This is a genomic window from Saonia flava, assembly GCF_011927795.1.
Lineage (GTDB): Bacteria > Bacteroidota > Bacteroidia > Flavobacteriales > Flavobacteriaceae > Saonia > Saonia flava.
Genome location: NZ_JAATJJ010000001.1, coordinates 513,125 through 531,775, shown reverse-complemented (window position 1 = coordinate 531,775; position 18,651 = coordinate 513,125). Strand labels below are relative to the sequence as shown.

The 18,651-nt window shown below is 37.2% G+C and carries 14 protein-coding genes; 2 read left to right on the top strand and 12 right to left on the bottom strand.

Features of this window, described 5'->3' with window-relative positions; genetic code table 11:
- Positions 1-71: 71 nt before the first annotated feature.
- From GGR42_RS02475 to GGR42_RS02450, 6 genes are all read right to left on the bottom strand, one after another.
- Complete coding sequence (locus GGR42_RS02475) at positions 72-2,915, bottom strand: gluzincin family metallopeptidase (RefSeq protein WP_209023916.1); 2,844 nt, start codon at positions 2,913-2,915, stop codon at positions 72-74.
- A 3-nt stretch (positions 2,916-2,918) separates the two neighbouring features.
- Entirely contained in the window at positions 2,919-3,605 is a 687-nt protein-coding gene (locus GGR42_RS02470; protein WP_167960512.1) for an LOG family protein, read from the bottom strand.
- Between the two features lie 62 nt (positions 3,606-3,667).
- A complete protein-coding gene (gene uvrA, locus GGR42_RS02465; RefSeq protein WP_167960510.1) occupies positions 3,668-6,523 on the bottom strand; it encodes an excinuclease ABC subunit UvrA in 2,856 nt (951 codons plus the stop codon).
- 105 nt (positions 6,524-6,628) lie between these two features.
- Positions 6,629-7,153, bottom strand: a complete 525-nt coding sequence (locus tag GGR42_RS02460; RefSeq protein ID WP_167960508.1) for a DinB family protein — start codon at positions 7,151-7,153, stop codon at positions 6,629-6,631.
- A 139-nt stretch (positions 7,154-7,292) separates the two neighbouring features.
- On the bottom strand, positions 7,293-8,117 hold the full coding sequence (locus GGR42_RS02455) for a class I SAM-dependent methyltransferase (protein ID WP_167960506.1): 825 nt from the start codon (positions 8,115-8,117) through the stop codon (positions 7,293-7,295).
- Positions 8,118-8,418: 301 nt separating this feature from the next.
- Positions 8,419-9,420, bottom strand: coding sequence for an alpha/beta hydrolase family protein (locus GGR42_RS02450; RefSeq protein WP_167960504.1), 1,002 nt, complete (start codon positions 9,418-9,420; stop codon positions 8,419-8,421).
- 336 nt (positions 9,421-9,756) lie between these two features.
- Here GGR42_RS02450 and GGR42_RS02445 point away from each other — a divergent pair, with 336 nt between their 5' ends.
- A complete protein-coding gene (locus GGR42_RS02445; RefSeq protein WP_167964304.1) occupies positions 9,757-10,515 on the top strand; it encodes an XRE family transcriptional regulator in 759 nt (252 codons plus the stop codon).
- 46 nt (positions 10,516-10,561) lie between these two features.
- Here the strand turns inward: GGR42_RS02445 and GGR42_RS02440 are convergent, their stop codons facing one another.
- The 5 genes from GGR42_RS02440 to GGR42_RS02420 all read right to left on the bottom strand — a co-directional run bounded on the left by GGR42_RS02440 (position 10,562) and on the right by GGR42_RS02420 (position 16,054).
- Positions 10,562-12,367, bottom strand: coding sequence for a sensor histidine kinase (locus tag GGR42_RS02440; RefSeq protein WP_167960502.1), 1,806 nt, complete (start codon positions 12,365-12,367; stop codon positions 10,562-10,564).
- Positions 12,368-12,677: 310 nt separating this feature from the next.
- Positions 12,678-13,181 carry a response regulator gene (locus GGR42_RS02435; RefSeq protein ID WP_245201377.1) on the bottom strand — a complete coding sequence of 168 codons (504 nt, stop codon included), beginning with the start codon at positions 13,179-13,181 and terminating at the stop codon, positions 12,678-12,680.
- 216 nt (positions 13,182-13,397) lie between these two features.
- The gene (locus GGR42_RS02430) at positions 13,398-13,772 is read right to left on the bottom strand and encodes an iron chaperone (protein ID WP_167960498.1); all 375 of its coding nucleotides are present in this window, start codon (positions 13,770-13,772) and stop codon (positions 13,398-13,400) included.
- A 15-nt stretch (positions 13,773-13,787) separates the two neighbouring features.
- Entirely contained in the window at positions 13,788-15,473 is a 1,686-nt protein-coding gene (ggt, locus tag GGR42_RS02425) for a gamma-glutamyltransferase (protein WP_167960496.1), read from the bottom strand.
- Complete coding sequence (locus GGR42_RS02420; protein WP_167960494.1) at positions 15,458-16,054, bottom strand: acyl carrier protein phosphodiesterase; 597 nt, start codon at positions 16,052-16,054, stop codon at positions 15,458-15,460. Before GGR42_RS02420 ends, ggt begins: the two co-directional genes overlap by 16 nt.
- 95 nt (positions 16,055-16,149) lie before the next feature.
- Here GGR42_RS02420 and glmM point away from each other — a divergent pair, with 95 nt between their 5' ends.
- Positions 16,150-17,538 (top strand): phosphoglucosamine mutase, encoded by a 1,389-nt coding sequence (gene glmM, locus GGR42_RS02415; protein ID WP_167960492.1) that lies wholly within the window; start codon positions 16,150-16,152, stop codon positions 17,536-17,538.
- A gap of 20 nt (positions 17,539-17,558) precedes the next feature.
- Here the strand turns inward: glmM and GGR42_RS02410 are convergent, their stop codons facing one another.
- Positions 17,559-18,584 (bottom strand): sensor histidine kinase, encoded by a 1,026-nt coding sequence (locus tag GGR42_RS02410; protein WP_167960490.1) that lies wholly within the window; start codon positions 18,582-18,584, stop codon positions 17,559-17,561.
- Positions 18,585-18,651 lie beyond the last annotated feature (67 nt).

The window sequence follows — 18,651 nt, the reverse complement described above, 5'->3', positions numbered from 1 at the left end:
AAAAGGGTTTTTGCGAAAGTACCAAAACCATCTCTTTTTTGCAATTAATAAAGGGGTTAGGTTTAGCTAGATTAAAACCACTTTCTAGTAAAGAGTCCGGTAAGTGTTTTTGGGCTTAAGGTTACAATAAACCTAATTTTTTCATTGTAATGAGGATCAGAAACTTCCCATCCATTGTTGGAGTATAGCGGAAAGTACAATTCAAAATAATCGGTAACCAAATTAAGTCGTATCCCGGAATCATAAACAAATCGAGTGCTCTGACCTTTGTTTTTTAAAAACCCGGCATCACCATATAATTCTATCCATTTCCAAAGATTAAAACTGGTGTTAACGGTTGTCATCCAATCATTGGCATAGGGATTGTCCAACTTTGATTTAAAGCCTCCTTCTGCTATAATAATTTGTTGACTGTAAATCCCAGTATCTTCGGAACGTCCTAAATAATTATAATCAAAAAGATAATCTGTAGGTCTATCTAGGGCAAAACTAAAAAAAGTAGTATTGGGGTCTGTATTGTTTCTTATGAACTTACCTGCGAAAAAGCGAAAGTTAAATTGCCTATTGTTTTCAAACAACTTTCTATATTCCATGTTGAATACCAATTTCGTGAAATCACTGGATTGTTGCGCATCAATAAACCAAGAAGAATAATCAATTATTCCTCGATTTGTATTAATATATCTGGCATTAAACACGCTATAATCAGGTTCTGTTTCCAAGTCTCCCAGACTTTCATCAATGGTTCTAAATACATTGATATACCTTAGGGATAAAAACTGCTTTTTGTTGGAAATTAAATCACCCGGTCTCCAACCAAAAGAAACAGCTGGGGTAAGGGTAGAGTACCTTGAATTGGTCTGAAAATGGAACGTAGACCCACCAAAGGAATAATTGGAAACGTACAGGCCGCTTTTTCCGTGGTATTTACGATAAGTAAACCTACCATATCCCACAAAGGCTTTCTCACCAAAGGAATAGGATGGTGAAAAATCGTACACAAAGGGTCTTTCCAAAAGGGTTTTGTTGTGCACCCTCATTCCTGGGGTAAGCCCATCATATACGTTGAAACTTGCCACTGGCACATAAAAGATTTGGGTATAATTAGGATCCTCGGCATCCTTAAAAAATTGGAGCCTTAATTTTTTATTGCTGGAAAAAAAGCCATTCATGGTTTTCCAGTTGTCCCTTTGGTTAAACTCTGGTATTTTCTGATCATAATTCAATACCAGCCTATCTGCTTCGTTTCGGGGAATGGTATATGTTTTTTTAGTAACAATATTGGAAAACCAATGTTTTGAAACCACAGTATCTTTCTTTAAGCCAAAGAGTGAAATAGGAACATTGGTACCTGTTTTGTTCTTGATGGTTACTTGAACAGAGTCCTTCTCTTTAAAAACTTTTTTGATTTTGAAATCTATTCGGTCATTGGTGGATACATATTCATTAAAAAACCAGTCCACATCTTTGTTAGTTGAGCTTTCCAATAAATATTGAAAATCCTGTGGATCCACTTCTCTAAGTTGATAATTTTGATAAAACACCTTAATACCATTGTCTATTTCCCCTTTTCCTATGTATTCTGATAAATAGGCAAGACCCAGACCCGCCTTATACCTATTGGCTATTTTCTGGTTGAACTTTATTAAAGAATCATTGGGAGTTTTAAGAGACTGATTTAAATTCTTACGGGCAGAAAGCATGTACAGGAAGGGATACTGTTCATTAAAATTCATTTTTGCCAACTGGTAGTTTCTAAATCCCCATGTGTTGGATAATTTCCCCAACAGTTTATAGTCTGGATATTTTTCCTCAACATAGTTGATCATGAGGTAGTTTATAATGGCATCCGACACCCATTTTTCCTTTCTTGGGTCTAGATAGATAGTTTCCTTTATATAACTGTTCAATGCGGTTTTTAAAAATTTCATCTCAAATTGAAACTGCTCATCATAGGGACGTATAAAGGAGGGTAGCTGATTTATACCATAAAGAGGGTCCTTGTTGTAATCTATTTGGCTTACCAATAGCTGGTGGTGGGGGAAAGTCCCCAATTTCTCTGTGATGTACTTCGCTACCTTGTCTATAGAGATACTTTGGGAAATGGCATTGTACTTTGGCGAACTTATATTGGATACAATGTTCAAGGAATGGGTTACATGATTGGTATAGGTATTATGAGGGCTTAAAATGATTTCGCAATTCTTTTGGTTAATACCTTCCAATGAGGCATGCTGCCCACTGGGAAAACTGGAATTATTGTTCACTTTAAAATTGGAATTAAGAAAAAGGTTTTCGGGATAAATAAAATTGATTCGCGTATTGGTCATTCCAGTATATAAGTCTTCAAGATTTTTGTTGGAATATAAATGCCATTCTCCATCATAAACTGCTGGTGACAAATACCAATCTTTTAAATAATACCCATACTGACTGTAGCCATAAGGAGTATACCTACTTGGAGGAAGTTGAACATTATAGGTAAGGAACATGCTTGTAGATGCACCGGGGGCCAATGGTCTGTTCAGCTCAATTTTTATGATGTCATGCCCTGGCATTCTTTTCCATTGTAAACCTTGGTATCCACTTGCCACAATACTGACTATATCTGTATGTCCTCTTTCATTTTCTTTGGCCAAATGCAAGCTCTTTTTAAATTCTTCGGCAAAACGTTTGGCGAGTGCTGTATGCTTATTGGCGTAGGCATGTGCCCAATCATTGAAATAGATTGTGGTTAAGGTATCTCGGGAATCGTTTACATATACAAACTGTTGTTGGACATCAATTTTCTTGGTCTCACCATCCAAAGTAGCAGTAATGGAATTAGTATGCTGCCCATGGATTTTTTTTCCACACAATACGCATAGGGAAAAAACAATTATCCAGTAAGTGGGTATGTGAGGTTTAATGGACATGCATTAAAAATTAGGACTGAGAATATGTCCTTTATAAAAGGCGTCAATAACTTCAACAACTTCTTCTTTGGTATCAACAAGTTTTACCAAATCTAAATCTTTAGGACTTATATTACCGGCTTCAAGCATGGTTTCTTTTATCCAATCCCATAAGCCTTGCCAAAATTTGGTGCCAACCAATATAATGGGAAATTTTGCAATCTTGTTCGTCTGTATCAGGGTTATTGCCTCAAAAAGCTCATCCAATGTTCCAAATCCTCCAGGCATTACAACAAAACCTTGGGAATATTTTACAAACATGACCTTTCTCACAAAGAAATAGTCAAAATCCAAGCTCTTATCACTGTCAATATAAGGATTATCATGCTGTTCAAATGGTAAATCGATATTGAGTCCAACGGAAGTCCCCCCGGCCAAATGTGCCCCTTTGTTTCCTGCCTCCATTATTCCAGGACCACCACCTGTAATGATTCCATAACCAGCTTCTGAAACACTTTTTGCAATATCAATGGTTAGTTGATAATACGCTTCATTTTCTTTGGTACGTGCAGAACCAAAGATGGACACACAAGGTCCTATAACACTCATTTTCTCGAATCCATTGACAAACTCTCCCATGATCTTGAAAATGGCCCAAGAATCATTGGTTTTCATTTCATTCCAACCTTTATGGTGCTGTTCTTTTCTCATATTTTATAAAATATCAATTTGCAATTAACAATAATCGATTTACAATTACTAGTTTGATTGTATTAATTGTTTGTTACAGGATGGATTATATCCAATTCTTTTCTTAAAAATCTTGCCGTATAGCTTTTCTTGTCTTTAGCTACTTTTTCCGGTGTACCCTCTGCAACAATCATTCCACCGCCACGTCCACCTTCATATCCAATATCTATAATATGGTCAACGATTTTTATGACGTCCATATTATGCTCTATGACCAAAACGGTGTTTCCTTTATTAACCAATCTATCCAAAACTTCCATTAAAACACGAATATCCTCAAAATGGAGCCCTGTGGTAGGTTCGTCCAAAATATAGAAAGTATTTCCCGTATCCCGTTTAGAAAGCTCTGTGGCCAATTTAATACGCTGTGCCTCTCCACCGGATAGGGTGGTGGACTGTTGCCCCAATGAGATATACCCCAGACCCACATCTTGAATGGTCTTGAGTTTTCTATATATTTTGGGAATGTTCTCAAAGAATGGGACGGCTTCGTTTATGGTCATTTCCAACACATCGGAAATGGATTTTCCTTTATAGCGAATTTCCAAGGTTTCCCTATTGAAACGTTTGCCATAACAGGTTTCGCATTCCACATATACATCCGGCAAAAAGTTCATTTCTATGACTTTTAGGCCACCACCTTGGCAGGTTTCACATCGCCCACCTTTAACGTTAAAACTAAACCTTCCTGGTTTATATCCTCTTATGGCCGCCTCTGGAGTTTTGGTGAACAATGTTCTAATTTCACTAAAAACACCGGTATAAGTAGCCGGATTGGACCGTGGAGTTCTTCCAATGGGCGATTGGTTAATGTCAATTACCTTGTCTATATGTTCCAGCCCTGTTATTTTGCCATAAGGCATCGGTTTTTTAACTCCATTAAAATAATGGGCATTCATAATAGGGTAGAGGGTTTCGTTAACTAAAGTAGATTTACCACTTCCCGAAACACCAGTAACACCAATCATTTTTCCTAAAGGAAATTCTGCCGTAATGTTTTTTAGATTGTTGCCAGTACAATTGGAAAGCTTTATGGATTTTCCATTTCCCTTTCTACGCTTTTTGGGGACTTCAATCTGTTTTTTGCCAGTAATATAATCAGCTGTAAGTGTGCTATAATTTTTTAAGTCTCCTGGCTTTCCCTCGGAAATAATTTCGCCCCCATGTTTTCCAGCTTTTGGGCCAATATCTATTACATGGTCCGCATGCTCTATCATGTCCTTGTCGTGCTCCACAACGATGACGGAGTTTCCAATATCCCGTAAGGACAAAAGCGATTTTATCAACCGTTCATTGTCCCTTTGGTGGAGCCCAATACTAGGCTCATCTAAAATATAAAGTACCCCAACTAGTTGTGAACCTATTTGGGTTGCCAATCTTATACGTTGTGCTTCCCCACCCGAGAGGGATTTAGAACTTCTCCCAAGCGATAGATAATCTAACCCAACATCCAATAAAAATTGAACGCGGGTCTTTATTTCTTTAATGATTTCTTCAGCAATCTTTAATTGATTCCCATCCAACTTTTCTTCTAGATCTTTAAAGAAACCCGCTAGCTCAACAATATCCATTTTGGATAGGTCGGCAATGTTCTTTTCATCAATTTTAAAGTAAAGGGATTCAATTTTGAGACGGGAACCATTACAGGTAGGACATTCTGTTTTGTCCATGTATTCCTTTGCCCAGCGTTTTATGGAAGTGGAATCCGCCTGCTCAAACTGATTTTTTATAAAGTTGGAAATACCCTCATAATCAATTTTGTACTGCCTTTTTACGCCCAATGTTTTGGAATTTACCTCAAAACTCTCTTTACCACCGTGCAGGATAATGTCCAATGCTTCCTGTGGAATTTTTGAAATGGGATCTGTTAATTCAAAATTGTAGCGCTGTGCAATGGTCTCTATCTGTTTAAAGGCCCAAGATTTTTTATATTCACCCAAAGGGGCAATTCCTCCAGATGCTATGGACAGTTTTATATCTGGGAAAATTTTATTTTCGTTTACCTGGTACACATGTCCCAACCCATTGCAGTTTGGGCACATTCCTTTTGGGGAGTTAAAGGAAAAGGTATTGGGTTCTGGGGAAGGATAGGATATACCTGTAGTGGGACACATTAAATCCCGACTAAAATAGCGAGCCACTTTTTCTCCCTCTTCCAAGACCATAAGCACATTTTCCCCACTGTACATGGCTGTGTTTATGGTTTCCGTAAGGCGTTTGTCCATCTCTGGACTATCCATCATTTTTAGGCGGTCTATGACAATTTCTATATCATGGGTTTTGTAACGGTCCACTTTCATGCCCTTTACAATGTCCAAAATTTCACCATCCACCCGCACTTTTACAAAACCTTGTTTGGCAATTTGTTCAAATAGTTCCCTGTAATGGCCTTTTCTGGATTTTATAACGGGGGAAAGAATGTTTATTTTTTTGTGCCGGTAGTCTGTTTTAATGAGTTCTTTTATCTGCTCATCACTATAACTTACCATCTTTTCGCCCGTATTGTAACTATAGGCATCGGCACCTCTGGCAAAGAGCAGCCTAAGGAAATCATAGACCTCTGTAATGGTACCTACTGTTGATCGAGGCGATTTGGATGTGGTTTTTTGCTCAATGGCAATAACAGGGGAGAGGCCATCTATTTTGTCCACATCTGGGCGCTCCAGTCCACCAAGGAATTGTCTGGCATAGGCAGAAAAGGTTTCAATGTACCTACGTTGTCCCTCTGCATAAATGGTGTCAAAAGCCAAAGAGGATTTGCCACTCCCAGAAAGTCCGGTGATGACCACCAGTTTTTCCCTCGGAATGGTAACGTCTATGTTTTTAAGGTTGTGCACCCTGGCACCTTTAACCTCAATATTTTCCTCGTAATTTACCATTGTATTTTGCAAAGTTGCAAAGGTACAATTTTGACCCCTAAAAAGGAAGTGGGGTTCTTTTAGATTTTGTTAAAGGACTTAGGGATGTGCTAATTGCTGTAGATGTTACTTTTCTAGGATTCCCAAATACTCCTTCCAAGAGCCAACTTCTGTTTTGTATTGTTTGGCCATAACTCTGGAAATTTGGGCAATATGCCCTAAATCATGTACTACCCAAGCAGCAATCAACTGCTGTAAGGTAACTTCTCCCAATTCTGGGTGATAGCCAATCCGTTTTAAATCTTGTTCCGTGATCTGTAATGATTTTAACTCGCTTAAGTTTTTAGCTCTAATTTTGTAAAACTCTTTGAGTAATTCACCAATTGGCCTATTTTGATTTTCATTTAATTGGGCAAATCTATCAAAGGCCTTAAAAACTTTGTTTTCTGAGTTACTCATGATGATTTGAATACGCACCATCCAATCTGTTTTTTCTCCAAATAATAAGTGTCCAAGGACATCATAAGGACTCCAGGTGTCTTTGCCCTCATTATTTGTTAACCATTCCGTAGACAAATTGCCCAAATAGTGCTCCAAAGTTTCAGGTGTTTTTTCTAGTATTTCTAATGATTTTTCTAATGAAAATTTCATATGTATTTATCAACGGTAATGAGTTATTGGTTGCGGACTTTTCCAGAGAAAAATGTTCACATGACCATAAAGATAATTGATTGCCAGAATTTCCAAGTGGAAATCCCGCCCCCAATTAATTACATAATGCATTTGGTTTTTATTTTTTATAGACTCCACTTTTAAGTTCTAGGTCACCACTTCTTAGATGGGCAAGTAAGTTCATTAATTTGGGTTGGGTTGTTTCACCCATTAGAACATTCAACCCTATTTTAGGAGGTCCAAAATCTTTCAATCTAGCAAGAAGGGTATTAAAAAAAGCTATTCCTGCTTGGGTCTGATCATTAGTTTGTTTGCTTGCTAAGCCTAATCCCTTCAACAAGTTGTGCATTTCTTCTTCCTTGAATAAGAAACTTAAATTGGAATCACTTGCCCATGGCATTGGATAATTAATCTCCCCAGTCCCTTTTCTTAAGATTTCATAATAGAGAAAATATCCGCCTTCTTTAAGAACACGATTTATTTCTGAATAGAACTTTTTTTTATCTGGAATATTCATTTGGACATGTTGTGTCCAGACTACATCAAAGGTTTGGTTCTCGAACGGTAGCTCGGTAGCATCACCTTGTATAAAGGTTGTATTATTATGTAGATTTACAAGTTGTGATAATTTGTTGGCTGTTCGTATATATTCCTGGCTAAGGTCTATTCCCGTAGCGTGACAATTATATTCATCTGCAAGCATTCTACAAGGGCCTCCTAATCCACAGCCTACGTCCAAAACATTAAGTCCATTAAGGTTAATACTATTGGCAAGCTCTTTAGATACTGCTGCTCCACGCACATGAAACTCGTCCGCACCTGCAATATCTGACCTTTTCACCTTATTTTGAGAAATATTTTGCTCTTTTAAACGATTTACAATATCCTCATAAAGTCCTTCTTTAAGGTAATGTTTCTCTATGTTGCTATTTAAATCTTCCAAACTAAAGGGTCGTAATGAGTTTCGAAATATTGCATACCACCGCACTATGTAAGATATCTGCGAAAGCAGTGTGCGAGTTAGAGTGCTAGGGCTAATTTTAAGGAAATATAGTAAAAATCTTTTTTGGTTTTGGACTGTATTGGGAATAAAATTTGTCGTGCCACCGAGTCTAGCGACCGATGAATACTTTTAAAAACAAGCATTTGCAATTGCAAAATCAGGGAGCCCTATGATGCGAATTATGCGTCTGGATTAACTTAAAAGAACTTGCTTTTTAACTCAGTTCTTTGTTGGCAGTTCATTATTTTGTTTTATCGGTCCATTCAATGAACTTTATAAACTGCTCACTCCAATAAGACTTTTGTCCATCTTCTGTTTTTACTTTATAGGAATGATTGCAACTAATACAAACCTCAAAAGTTAAATTATCTTTCCTATTTTCTATAAATTTAATTGGAAGCAAATAAGCTGTTTCAATAGGCGTACTTTCATCTTCAGTTCCGAAGAGGGCATATATTGGAATAGATAGTTCAATTAAATAATCAAGCGGTGCTTTTTCGTAGGTAGACCAACGTTTATTAGTGAATCCAAAATGGTCTATTTCAGTTAAATTTGGATTCTCCACTACTGACGTATACCATTCTAAAATACCCATTATGTTCTGATGGGCTTCCTTATCGGAAAGTTTACCTTTTAATGACTCAATTCTATTGAAGAGAGAAAATTCATAGAAGTTGTTTAGAACATTTCCTGACCAAAAACCTAGGTGTGTTATTTTTTTATTTGTTGTAGCCAGAGCAGCTCCAATTGCAGCACCCTCTGAATGACCGTAAACAATAATTTTTTCAGGATTAGTAAGATGATTCTCGGTGATATGGCTAATTGATGTATTAATTTGTTTTATTCTGTACTCAAGGTAGTTTTTTTTATAATAGCTTTTTGGAATAACTATTTCTCCATCTTTATAAAGCCCCTCCATTCCAGGCTTTGGAATGATAGCATATGTGTAAGTCGAATCCAACTTTTTATAATCATCTCCAAACCAACGGTAATAAGTGATTTTATCTTTATCTATTTTATATGAAAAAATAGGATTTGCATCTGTACCTTGAATAAAGACCACCAATTTATTTGGTTTTGCTTTAGGGTTCTTTAGGTAATAAATTATGGTGTCGTTATCACTGATTATTTGCTCTTGGATAAAGTCATACTCTATGAGCGCGTTATAAATAGTTGGATTACCCTTTTGGGCTAAACAAATAGAGAATATGAAAGTGAATAAAGTTGCAAAGAATATTTTCATTGATTTAAGTTTTCTATTTGACGACTTTAAAGTCAAAATGTTACTGACTGCTTCATAATGACTGCCAACATGGGTCTCACAGAACTTAACGAATTCTTAGCGGAAAAGAGAGAGGGGGCCTTCAATGTTGACGGAATCATTACTTCCTATGGCTATATTGACCTTAATCCTCTCTTTTGTTCTTTCTGATTTATAAATGTATATCAATAAGTTTCAAACTTAAGAGGGTATATAGTTATTGATTATATACTACTTATAAAACCACATAAAAATCACTAAAAAAGGAAATTTTCCATATTTTAATTTGGAAATATTCCAAAATTTGTATATTTGAGGGTGGAGAATGAATTGACTATAAAACGCTTTATAGATATACGCAGGGAGTTGGGGTACACCCAGGCTGAGTTTGCCGCTCTTTTGGGCATTAAAAATACCACGGCCGATATTGAGCGAGGGAAGACTAAACTTTCGGGCAAATTGGTGACAGAGCTTTTGCGACAGTTTAAGATAAATCCCATGTGGCTGTATGGAGAAAGCGACCAAAAGCATTTGGCAACAGATGCCGTACAGGTGATTCCCAAAGTGGTGACCGTTAGCAATGCCGAACAAGAGAATATTGTGATGGTAAATGCCAAAGCTGCTGCCGGCTATCCCCAAAACATACAGGATACCAGTTGGTATAAGGAGTTGCCCGCCTTTAACCTTCCCATACCAGAATTTAGGAACGCTACCTATAGAGGGTTCCAAGTGGAAGGGGACAGTATGTTGCCCAATTTAAAGCCAGGCGAATGGGTGTTGGCAAAAGCTATAGAAAAAATTGATGATGTTAGCCCAAACAAAATGTACGTGGTGGTTTTGGAAGATGCCGTTTTGGTTAAAAAAATAGAACGGTTGCCAAAATCTAACGATATAACCCTTATTTCCTTGAACGAAAGCTATCCGCCCTATAAAATAAAACCTTATCACATACAGGAACTTTGGCAGGTTAACAGTAAAATTACCTTTGGAGTGGATGCCACTACGGAAAAAGGGCTGTTAAGGCAGTTGCAAGAATCCATGGAAGAATTAAAAACCCAATTGGGCACGCCAAAGTAAAACCTTACAGGAGAAAGAAGGGTTGTTAAGGAACTTATTTGGGCAATTAATTTAGGTTTCGGGGTATCGTAAAATAAAATGTACTTCCTTCATTTAATTTAGATTCTACCCATATTTCTCCCCCGTGCAAATGAACTATTTTTTCACAATGGGCGAGGCCTATACCCGTTCCTTCGTAAGCATTTCTTTTATTAAGGCGTTGAAAAATGGCAAAGACATTTCTATTGTCTTTTTCTGCAATACCAATGCCGTTATCTTGAACCGAGAACCTCCAGTAGCCATCGTCTTCTTTTGCCGATATGTGAATTCTTGGAAAAACTCCTTCTTTATGGAATTTTATGGCATTGCTAATCAGATTCTGGAATAGCAGACGGACTTCTGTTCTGTAGGCTTTTAAAACAGGCAATTGATCCATTGTAATAGAGGTGTTTGTTCTTTTTATTGCAGAAGCTAGATCTCTTTTTATAATACGAATAGTGTCATTGCTATCAAAGGACCTCAGCTCTTTTCCACCACCAATTCTAGAGTAATCCAAAAGCCCCTTTATTAGATCACTCATTCTATCCGTTGCTTCGGTTATAAAATTAAGTGATAATTGGGCATCTTTATCAAGTTTTCCCTGATATTGATCCTGCAGAATATCAATCATGCTCCTTACAGTTCGCAGGGGTTCTTGTAAATCATGGGAGGCGATGTAGGTAAATTGTTCAATTTCCTTATTTCTTAGTTTAAGGTTCTCATATTGTACAGATAACAAGGTAAGTTTGGTTATATCTTGTCTAATGGTGAGGAACTGGTATATTTCTCCAGATTCATTTTTAAAGGGGATAATTGCTGTATGGACCCAATAAAATTCACCCGTCTTTGTTTTGTTTTTAATGCCTCCTACCCAGACTTCACCCTTTTTAATTTTTGTCCACAGTTCCGTAAAAAATTCTTTGGAATGGTGGCCAGAGTTTAGGATCCTATGCGTTCTTCCTATAAGCTCACTTCGTTCATATTTTGATATTTCACAAAATTTGTCGTTTACAGAGGTAATAACGCCATTTGCATCTGTAATATCTACAAGGGAACTATCATCCAAAGCTTCTTTAAATTGATTCATTTCCTTTGTAGAAGCCCTAAAAGCACTTTCATAAACCTCTCTTTCATGCTCGGTTTCGTTCAATTGTTTGGCTACAACAATGAGATATACGATTGAAACAAACACAGCTACCACGGTATAAATAATAAAACCAAAATTTACATCTACTATATTATTATTAATTAGGTATAACAATAGAATACCCATAATCATAATCATGGTAAAATTATAAGGAGCTACAATCCTTATGATCTTGCTCCCCGCATAATTACCAAAATAAAACTTGTTAAAATCTTTAGTGGCGTTTTTTAACGATAACAGACTGGAGAACCAGAATAACAGAAAGGAGGTTTGAACTGCCATTGCATTGGGAAACTTGTTGCCACCTTTAACTGGAATGTTTAATATATGAATAAGAACATCAATAAAAGAGATTAATATTACAGCAAAAAAAACATATTGCATAATCCTTTTTGTTCTCTGGGATTTTGATTGCATTCCAGAAATAGCAAGAGCTAAAAGAGAGAAGCAAGCTGCCGTGATAAGCGAAATTCTTTTTGACGATATTGAGTAATAGATGTCATCTACATATAGGCTATCGATGGAATAGTTAAAACCAAAAAAATAATATGCCATGGTAAGGATAGATATAATCCACACGGCACTAGTAGCGACCCTACTAAGTAGTATATAAAAAGCAGATTTTCTTTGCATTGCCAAAATCCCAAAACCTAGAAGAAAAAAACAAAGGCCGGAACTAAATTTCATTGTTGGAACACCGGGGATGCTGTTTAAAATTAGGGGTAAATTAAACAACCACCCAGCACTAACAATTATGCCAACAACTAAACTTAGTATACCGACGAACTTAATGTTTTTTGATTTGTTATTTATCGAAATGAATGCCATACAAGGTTTAGAAAAAATTCAATTTGAATCATCCTTTTTAAGGATATTATAAAGGGGGAAGTAATAAGCTATGTGCTATAGGCCCTTTATTAGAAAAGGGCTTTAAATTTTATTTATGGGTTGTTTAACAAGTTGTTTTCATTAGGACCATGGCCATATTGATGCATTTTTAAATGGTTTTCGCAAAAAATTCTTCGCAGATTTCATCAATCATTTCAACGGTTAATGGTTTGTTCCGATACCCACTAATGGATGAAAAACCATTGGCCTTCTTTAAATCGTCAGGATTTAAGGATGTGGTCAGCATAATTAAAATAATGTCACCTTGTTCATTGGTGTTTAATTTTTCATATTCTTCCAAGAATTCCCAACCATTCATAACAGGCATATTTATATCCAAAAAAATAATATTGGGTTCCGGAGGAGATACATTTTGCGTAGTGTGGAGATATTCAAGAGCCTCCTGTCCATTTTCTGCAACAACTACATTTTCTATGCAATCGGCTTTTTTTATTACAATTTTGTGTACAAAATTGGTGGCCTTGTCATCATCTATTAAAAGAATTGATTTAAGTTTTGAGTTCATAGCTATCCTTAAAGGTATTAGTACAATGGATCTTCGTTGTAGGTCATTCTCTATTCCATTGGCAATGGAACAATCATAACCATCCAATGTTTAATAATATTTAACTCATAAAACTCAAATATAGTATAATTCCTACAAAAATTACGTAGGAATACACCTAATAATATTTATTTGGTAGTATTATTTTGAGTTTTGGATTAAATATTCTGTCCTTCTTACCTGAAGGGAACCTATGGGAAGCTGAAAATTTACATGAATTAGGAACATTTGATGCTTAGAAGGGCTGTAACCTTATAGCTTAATTTATTTTTTTGGAGTTGGCACTTGGCCATTTTCCCGAACCCTAAAAGCAACCATTTTGGAAATTAATGAAAGAGGTAAATCCTTTTTTAAAGGGAATTGAACAGATCCCTTCCCTTGTTTAAAAGTAGACAGTTCTTTTTTGAATTTTGCATGACCAGAGGGTGTAGCATAAAACCCAATATGTGTTTTGTACCCTCCAAAATAAACTAAAGGCCTTCCATTTAACTTATAGGCGGGAATCCCATAGTTAATACTTTCCTTGGCTTCAGGTGCTTCTTTCTTAATAATGGAACGGATTTTTTTTAATAGTATTTGGGTTTCTTCTGGAAACTGGACAATGTAGTCATCAACATTTTGTGCAATGGGACCTTTCATAACCTATAAGTTTTTTTAAAACCCCACTGCGGTATCGTCACCGCGTTTGTCAGCACCACCTTCCAATTTCCCATCGGAAAGTACACGAATGGCATCTACTTTTCCAATAATGGGAGTGCGTTCTTCATTGATGATATAGCCTTTTTCCTTAAGTTCTTCTTTAAGTTCAGGAGAAAAACCTTCTGGTTCAAAGATTACCATGTCTGGTAACCATTGATGATGAAAGCGAGGGGCATTTACTGCTTCTTGCATGCTCAAATTAAACTCATACGTATTTAATATGGTCTGGGCTACAGCTGTAATAATAGTAGAACCACCAGGAGTCCCCACTACCATCCATAGCTTACCCTCTTTTTCCACAATGGTTGGAGTCATACTGCTAAGCATGCGTTTTTCTGCAGCTATGCTGTTGGCGTCTGCACCAATTAGACCAAACATATTGGGCACCCCAGGTTTGGCACTAAAATCGTCCATTTCATTGTTCAGAAAAAAACCAAGCTCACCACAAAATAATTTTGAGCCATAAGCCCCATTAAGGGTTTCTGTAACAGAAATGGCATTTCCCTCTTGGTCTATGATAGAGTAGTGGGTTGTTTCCATACTTTCTATTACTTCAATATTCCCTCTTTCCAATTCCGATGATTTGGTGGCTTTTTCAAAAGAGAAATTCGCCATACGTTCTTCCAGATAGGCTTGGCTCAATAATACATCTAGTGGGATGTCCACAAAATCGGGATCTCCCAAAAAGTAATTCCTGTCCGCATACGCCCTACGGGAGGCTTCTGTGAACAACTGTATGGTTTTGGCAGAGTTATGACCAAATTTAGAAACATCATAAGGTTCCATCATTTCAAGGATTTGGTTCATAGTTACCCCACCACTGCTAGGCGGACTCATGGAAATTACTTTTAAATCCTTATAGTTGAAAATAATGGGCTGCCTCCATTTAGCCTGGTATTTGGCCAAATCTTCCTCGGTTACATAGCCACCATGCTCTTGAATAAAGGTTGCCAGTTTTTGTGCGATCTCGCCTTTGTAAAACCCATCATGTCCTTCTTTGGCAATTGTCTTCATGGTTTTTGCCAGGGCAAGGTGTTTTATGGTGTCCCCTGCAACATATTTTAAAGAGAACAAGGTGCTGTCACCACTGACCTCAACTATTTTTTCACGAGCATAATCCAATCTCCTTGCCTGATTTTCTGTAACTACCAATCCCTTTTCCGCAAGCTGAATAACAGGCTCTAAAATTTCCTCAAGCGTAAGACTTCCAAATTTTTTGTGCACTTCCATAAGACCTGCTATACCACCAGGCACACCTACAGCGGTTGCACCAACCGTGCTTTTATCGGGAATTACATTGCCCAAGGAATCTAAATACATATCCTTATGGGCAGCTAAGGGAGCCTTTTCTCTATAGTCAATGCTCCCAACATCTCCATTACTTTTTCTATAGACCATAAAACCACCACCACCTATACTACCGGCAAAGGGATAAGCTATGTTTAGGGCCATTTCTGTTGCGATCATGGCATCAAAAGCATTTCCACCCTTTTTCATAATTTCCACTCCAATTTTGGATGCTTCTTCCCGAGCAGAAACCACCATGGCCTTGTCGACCACGAGCCCTGTTGGGGCAGCTGGTTGTTTTCTACAGTTTACAAATACAAGGATAAATAGGAGGAGGGTTAGTTTTCTTCGCATAGTGATATGTATTTTTGTTTGGAAAAGGTAATTAATTCTTCGAAAAAAGAAGTGAATTCAGCTTCAAATTCTAAGTAATGTTCTTCTAGGTCCAGAATGGCAAAGTTCATTTTGGATTTGTTTTTGGTACGTCGGTTCAAACCATTTAAAACTTTGGCAATCCCTTTTAATTTTGAATAGTTGTAAATCCAGTTGTCGGCAATCATATAGGGCATCATTCTTTTTACCCCTTCTGGGAGTATTTCATAGTTCTCCTCCAATAAATCATAAAAATTTTCCACAAATTTGGCCAAAGGGATATCGGAATAATTTTTCCAGTTTTTTGCCAAAAAATGGTCATAAAAAATATCCACGATCACTCCACTGTAATGGCCATAATTTTTATGGAGCCGTTTACTACTTTTTCGGACGGTGGGATGGGCATCCGTAAAGGTATCTATATGCCTATGCAGAATAATTCCTTTTTGAACTTTTTCAGGCAAGTGCTTGTATTTATTGCCACGGATGCTGTCGGCCATAAAATTGCCAAGTGTAATCTCATCATCGTTAAAAGAAAGGTAAATATGAGCCAGAAAATTCATTCGCAAAAAAAAGATTTCTTTGAACCGAATTTACGAATTAGCAACATTAGAATAAGCCTATCCTTGTATATTTGCAAAAACTTTTTCAACAATCTATGACACTTATAAAATCTATTTCTGGAATTCGCGGAACCATTGGGGGGCAACCCAGTGATAATTTAACACCAATTGATGCTGTAAAATTTGCAGCGGCCTATGGTACTTGGCTTAAAGGGTATTCCAAGAAAGACAAACTAACAGTTGTTATTGGTAGAGATGCTAGGCTTTCTGGGGAAATGATTCAAAATTTGGTGGTTTCTACCTTGGTCGGGCTCGGAATAGATGTTGTGGATTTAGGACTTTCTACCACTCCAACAGTGGAGATTGCAGTGCCTTTAGAGAAGGCTCATGGTGGCATTATCCTTACAGCCAGTCATAACCCAAAACAATGGAATGCCTTAAAATTATTGAATGAAAAGGGAGAGTTTTTGGATGCCGAACAAGGGGCTGTTATTTTGGAATTGGCGGAAAAAGAAGATTTCGTATTTGCAGAAGTAGATGATTTGGGAACCATCACCAAAAATGATTCTTATATAGATATTCATATCGATGAAGTTTTAAATCTTTCTTTAGTTGATGCTGACACCATACGAGCTGCCAAATTTAAGGTCGTTGTGGATGGTGTTAACTCTACAGGGGGTATTGCCATTCCAAAATTGCTGGAAGAACTGGGAGTGGAAGTGGTAAAGTTGTATTGTGATCCAACGGGTCATTTTCCCCATAATCCAGAACCCCTTAAAGAACACCTAGGGGATATATGTGAATTGGTCGTTAAAGAAAAGGCCGATTTTGGTATTGTAGTGGACCCAGATGTTGACCGACTTGCTTTTATTAGCAATGATGGTGAAATGTTTGGTGAAGAATACACCTTGGTTGCCTGTGCTGATTATGTATTGGGTAAAACCAAAGGGAATACGGTTTCCAATCTTTCGTCTTCCCGTGCGCTACGGGATATTTCCCAAAAGCATGGGGGTGCCTATGAAGCTGCTGCTGTGGGAGAAGTGAATGTGGTAACCAAAATGAAAGCCAATAATGCCATTATTGGTGGAGAGGGAAATGGGGGCATAATTTATCCTGAAAGCCATTATGGTCGAGATTCCTTGGTGGGTTCTGCTTTGTTTTTAATGCTGATGGCGGAAAGAGGAGGAACCGTTACCGAATTACGGGCAAGCTACCCCAGCTATTTTATGAGCAAAAAGAAAATAGAACTGACACCAGAACTGGATGTTGATGCGCTTTTAGTTGCAATGCACGATAAATATAAAAATGAAGAAGTGTCAGTGATTGATGGCGTGAAAATTGATTTTCCTGAAAATTGGGTGCACCTAAGAAAATCAAACACAGAACCTATCATTCGTATTTATACCGAAGCTAAAAGTCAGACAGAGGCCGATGGTCTTGCCAATAGAATTATTGGAGAAATAAAGGAGGTTGCAGGACTATAATCTCTTTTTTTGGTGAAGATTCATCTGTTTTTGGGCAGACTAATGATAAATTTTGTGCCTTTGCCATTTGTAGATTCCAATTTAATGGAGCCGTTGAGCAAGTCTACTATTTTTTTTACTATAGAAAGACCAATACCAGTGCTTTCGTAAGTATCTCTTGCTTGTAGGGTCTGGAACACTACAAATATTTTTTCATGATATTTTTCGGGTATTCCTGGACCATTGTCCTCTACTGAAAATTCATGGGAATTGTTCTTTTCTGCGTAGTCTACAATGACCGTACCTTGTTCTTTGTCATTGAATTTTATTCCATTGCTTATTAAGTTTGAAAACAATTGAACAAATTGAACTCGTATCCCCCTAATGGTTGGAAGGGGTGTGTTGATTTTAAGTTCAACCGCTTTTGTGCCCAAAAGACCAAAAACACTATTGACCAATAGGTTCATGTCTATTTCCTCTTCCTCGGATTTTACCATTCCAATCTTTGAGTAATCCATGATTCCCTGGATTAAACCTTCCATTCGGTCTACCCGGCCTTTTAAGGATGATAGGTTGGTGAATACTTCATCTGTTTTGCCATCCCTTAAATCCTCCTCCATGAAATGGGCCAAATTTTCAATACCCCTGAGAGGGGATTTAAGATCATGGGAAATTATATAGGCAAAATGTTCCAATTCTTGGTTTTTAAGCTCCAGTTCCTTGGTTCTAATTTTGACCCTGTCCTCTAAACCTTGATTTGCCCCTTTTAACGCTTTTAAAGTGGTAAACCCAATACGTACAACAATGTAAACAAAGAATGCACCAAGAAAAAAAATGATGCCCGTTAGAAATTCCAATAAACTCCTGTTTCCGGTTATGACAATATAGGCAGCTCCCAAATAACCAAAAAAGAAGAAAATCATAAATAAATATAAATTCCTCCAACTACTTCTAAAGTCTTCGTTGGGCAGCATTCCAAATATCCTTCGCGTAAGGAAGGCCGATAGGGCCATAATAATGGCTCCTGCCACTATAAATGCTAATACGATATAATTATAATATTCCATTATTATTTATTCACTATACTTTGTTTTGTCTTATGAAAACAAAAAGCAGAAGTAGTTAATCTAGTCA

Coding starts and splice junctions, on each gene's coding strand:
- GGR42_RS02420 (WP_167960494.1), bottom strand. CDS start 16,054: ATGAATTTTCTGGCTCATATTTACCTTTCTTTTAACGATGATGAGATT.
- glmM (WP_167960492.1), top strand. CDS start 16,150: ATGACACTTATAAAATCTATTTCTGGAATTCGCGGAACCATTGGGGGG.
- uvrA (WP_167960510.1), bottom strand. CDS start 6,523: ATGGTAAATTACGAGGAAAATATTGAGGTTAAAGGTGCCAGGGTGCAC.
- GGR42_RS02410 (WP_167960490.1), bottom strand. CDS start 18,584: ATGGAATATTATAATTATATCGTATTAGCATTTATAGTGGCAGGAGCC.
- GGR42_RS02430 (WP_167960498.1), bottom strand. CDS start 13,772: ATGAAAGGTCCCATTGCACAAAATGTTGATGACTACATTGTCCAGTTT.
- GGR42_RS02450 (WP_167960504.1), bottom strand. CDS start 9,420: ATGAAAATATTCTTTGCAACTTTATTCACTTTCATATTCTCTATTTGT.
- GGR42_RS02470 (WP_167960512.1), bottom strand. CDS start 3,605: ATGAGAAAAGAACAGCACCATAAAGGTTGGAATGAAATGAAAACCAAT.
- ggt (WP_167960496.1), bottom strand. CDS start 15,473: ATGCGAAGAAAACTAACCCTCCTCCTATTTATCCTTGTATTTGTAAAC.
- GGR42_RS02475 (WP_209023916.1), bottom strand. CDS start 2,915: ATGTCCATTAAACCTCACATACCCACTTACTGGATAATTGTTTTTTCC.
- GGR42_RS02440 (WP_167960502.1), bottom strand. CDS start 12,367: ATGAAATTTAGTTCCGGCCTTTGTTTTTTTCTTCTAGGTTTTGGGATT.
- GGR42_RS02460 (WP_167960508.1), bottom strand. CDS start 7,153: ATGAAATTTTCATTAGAAAAATCATTAGAAATACTAGAAAAAACACCT.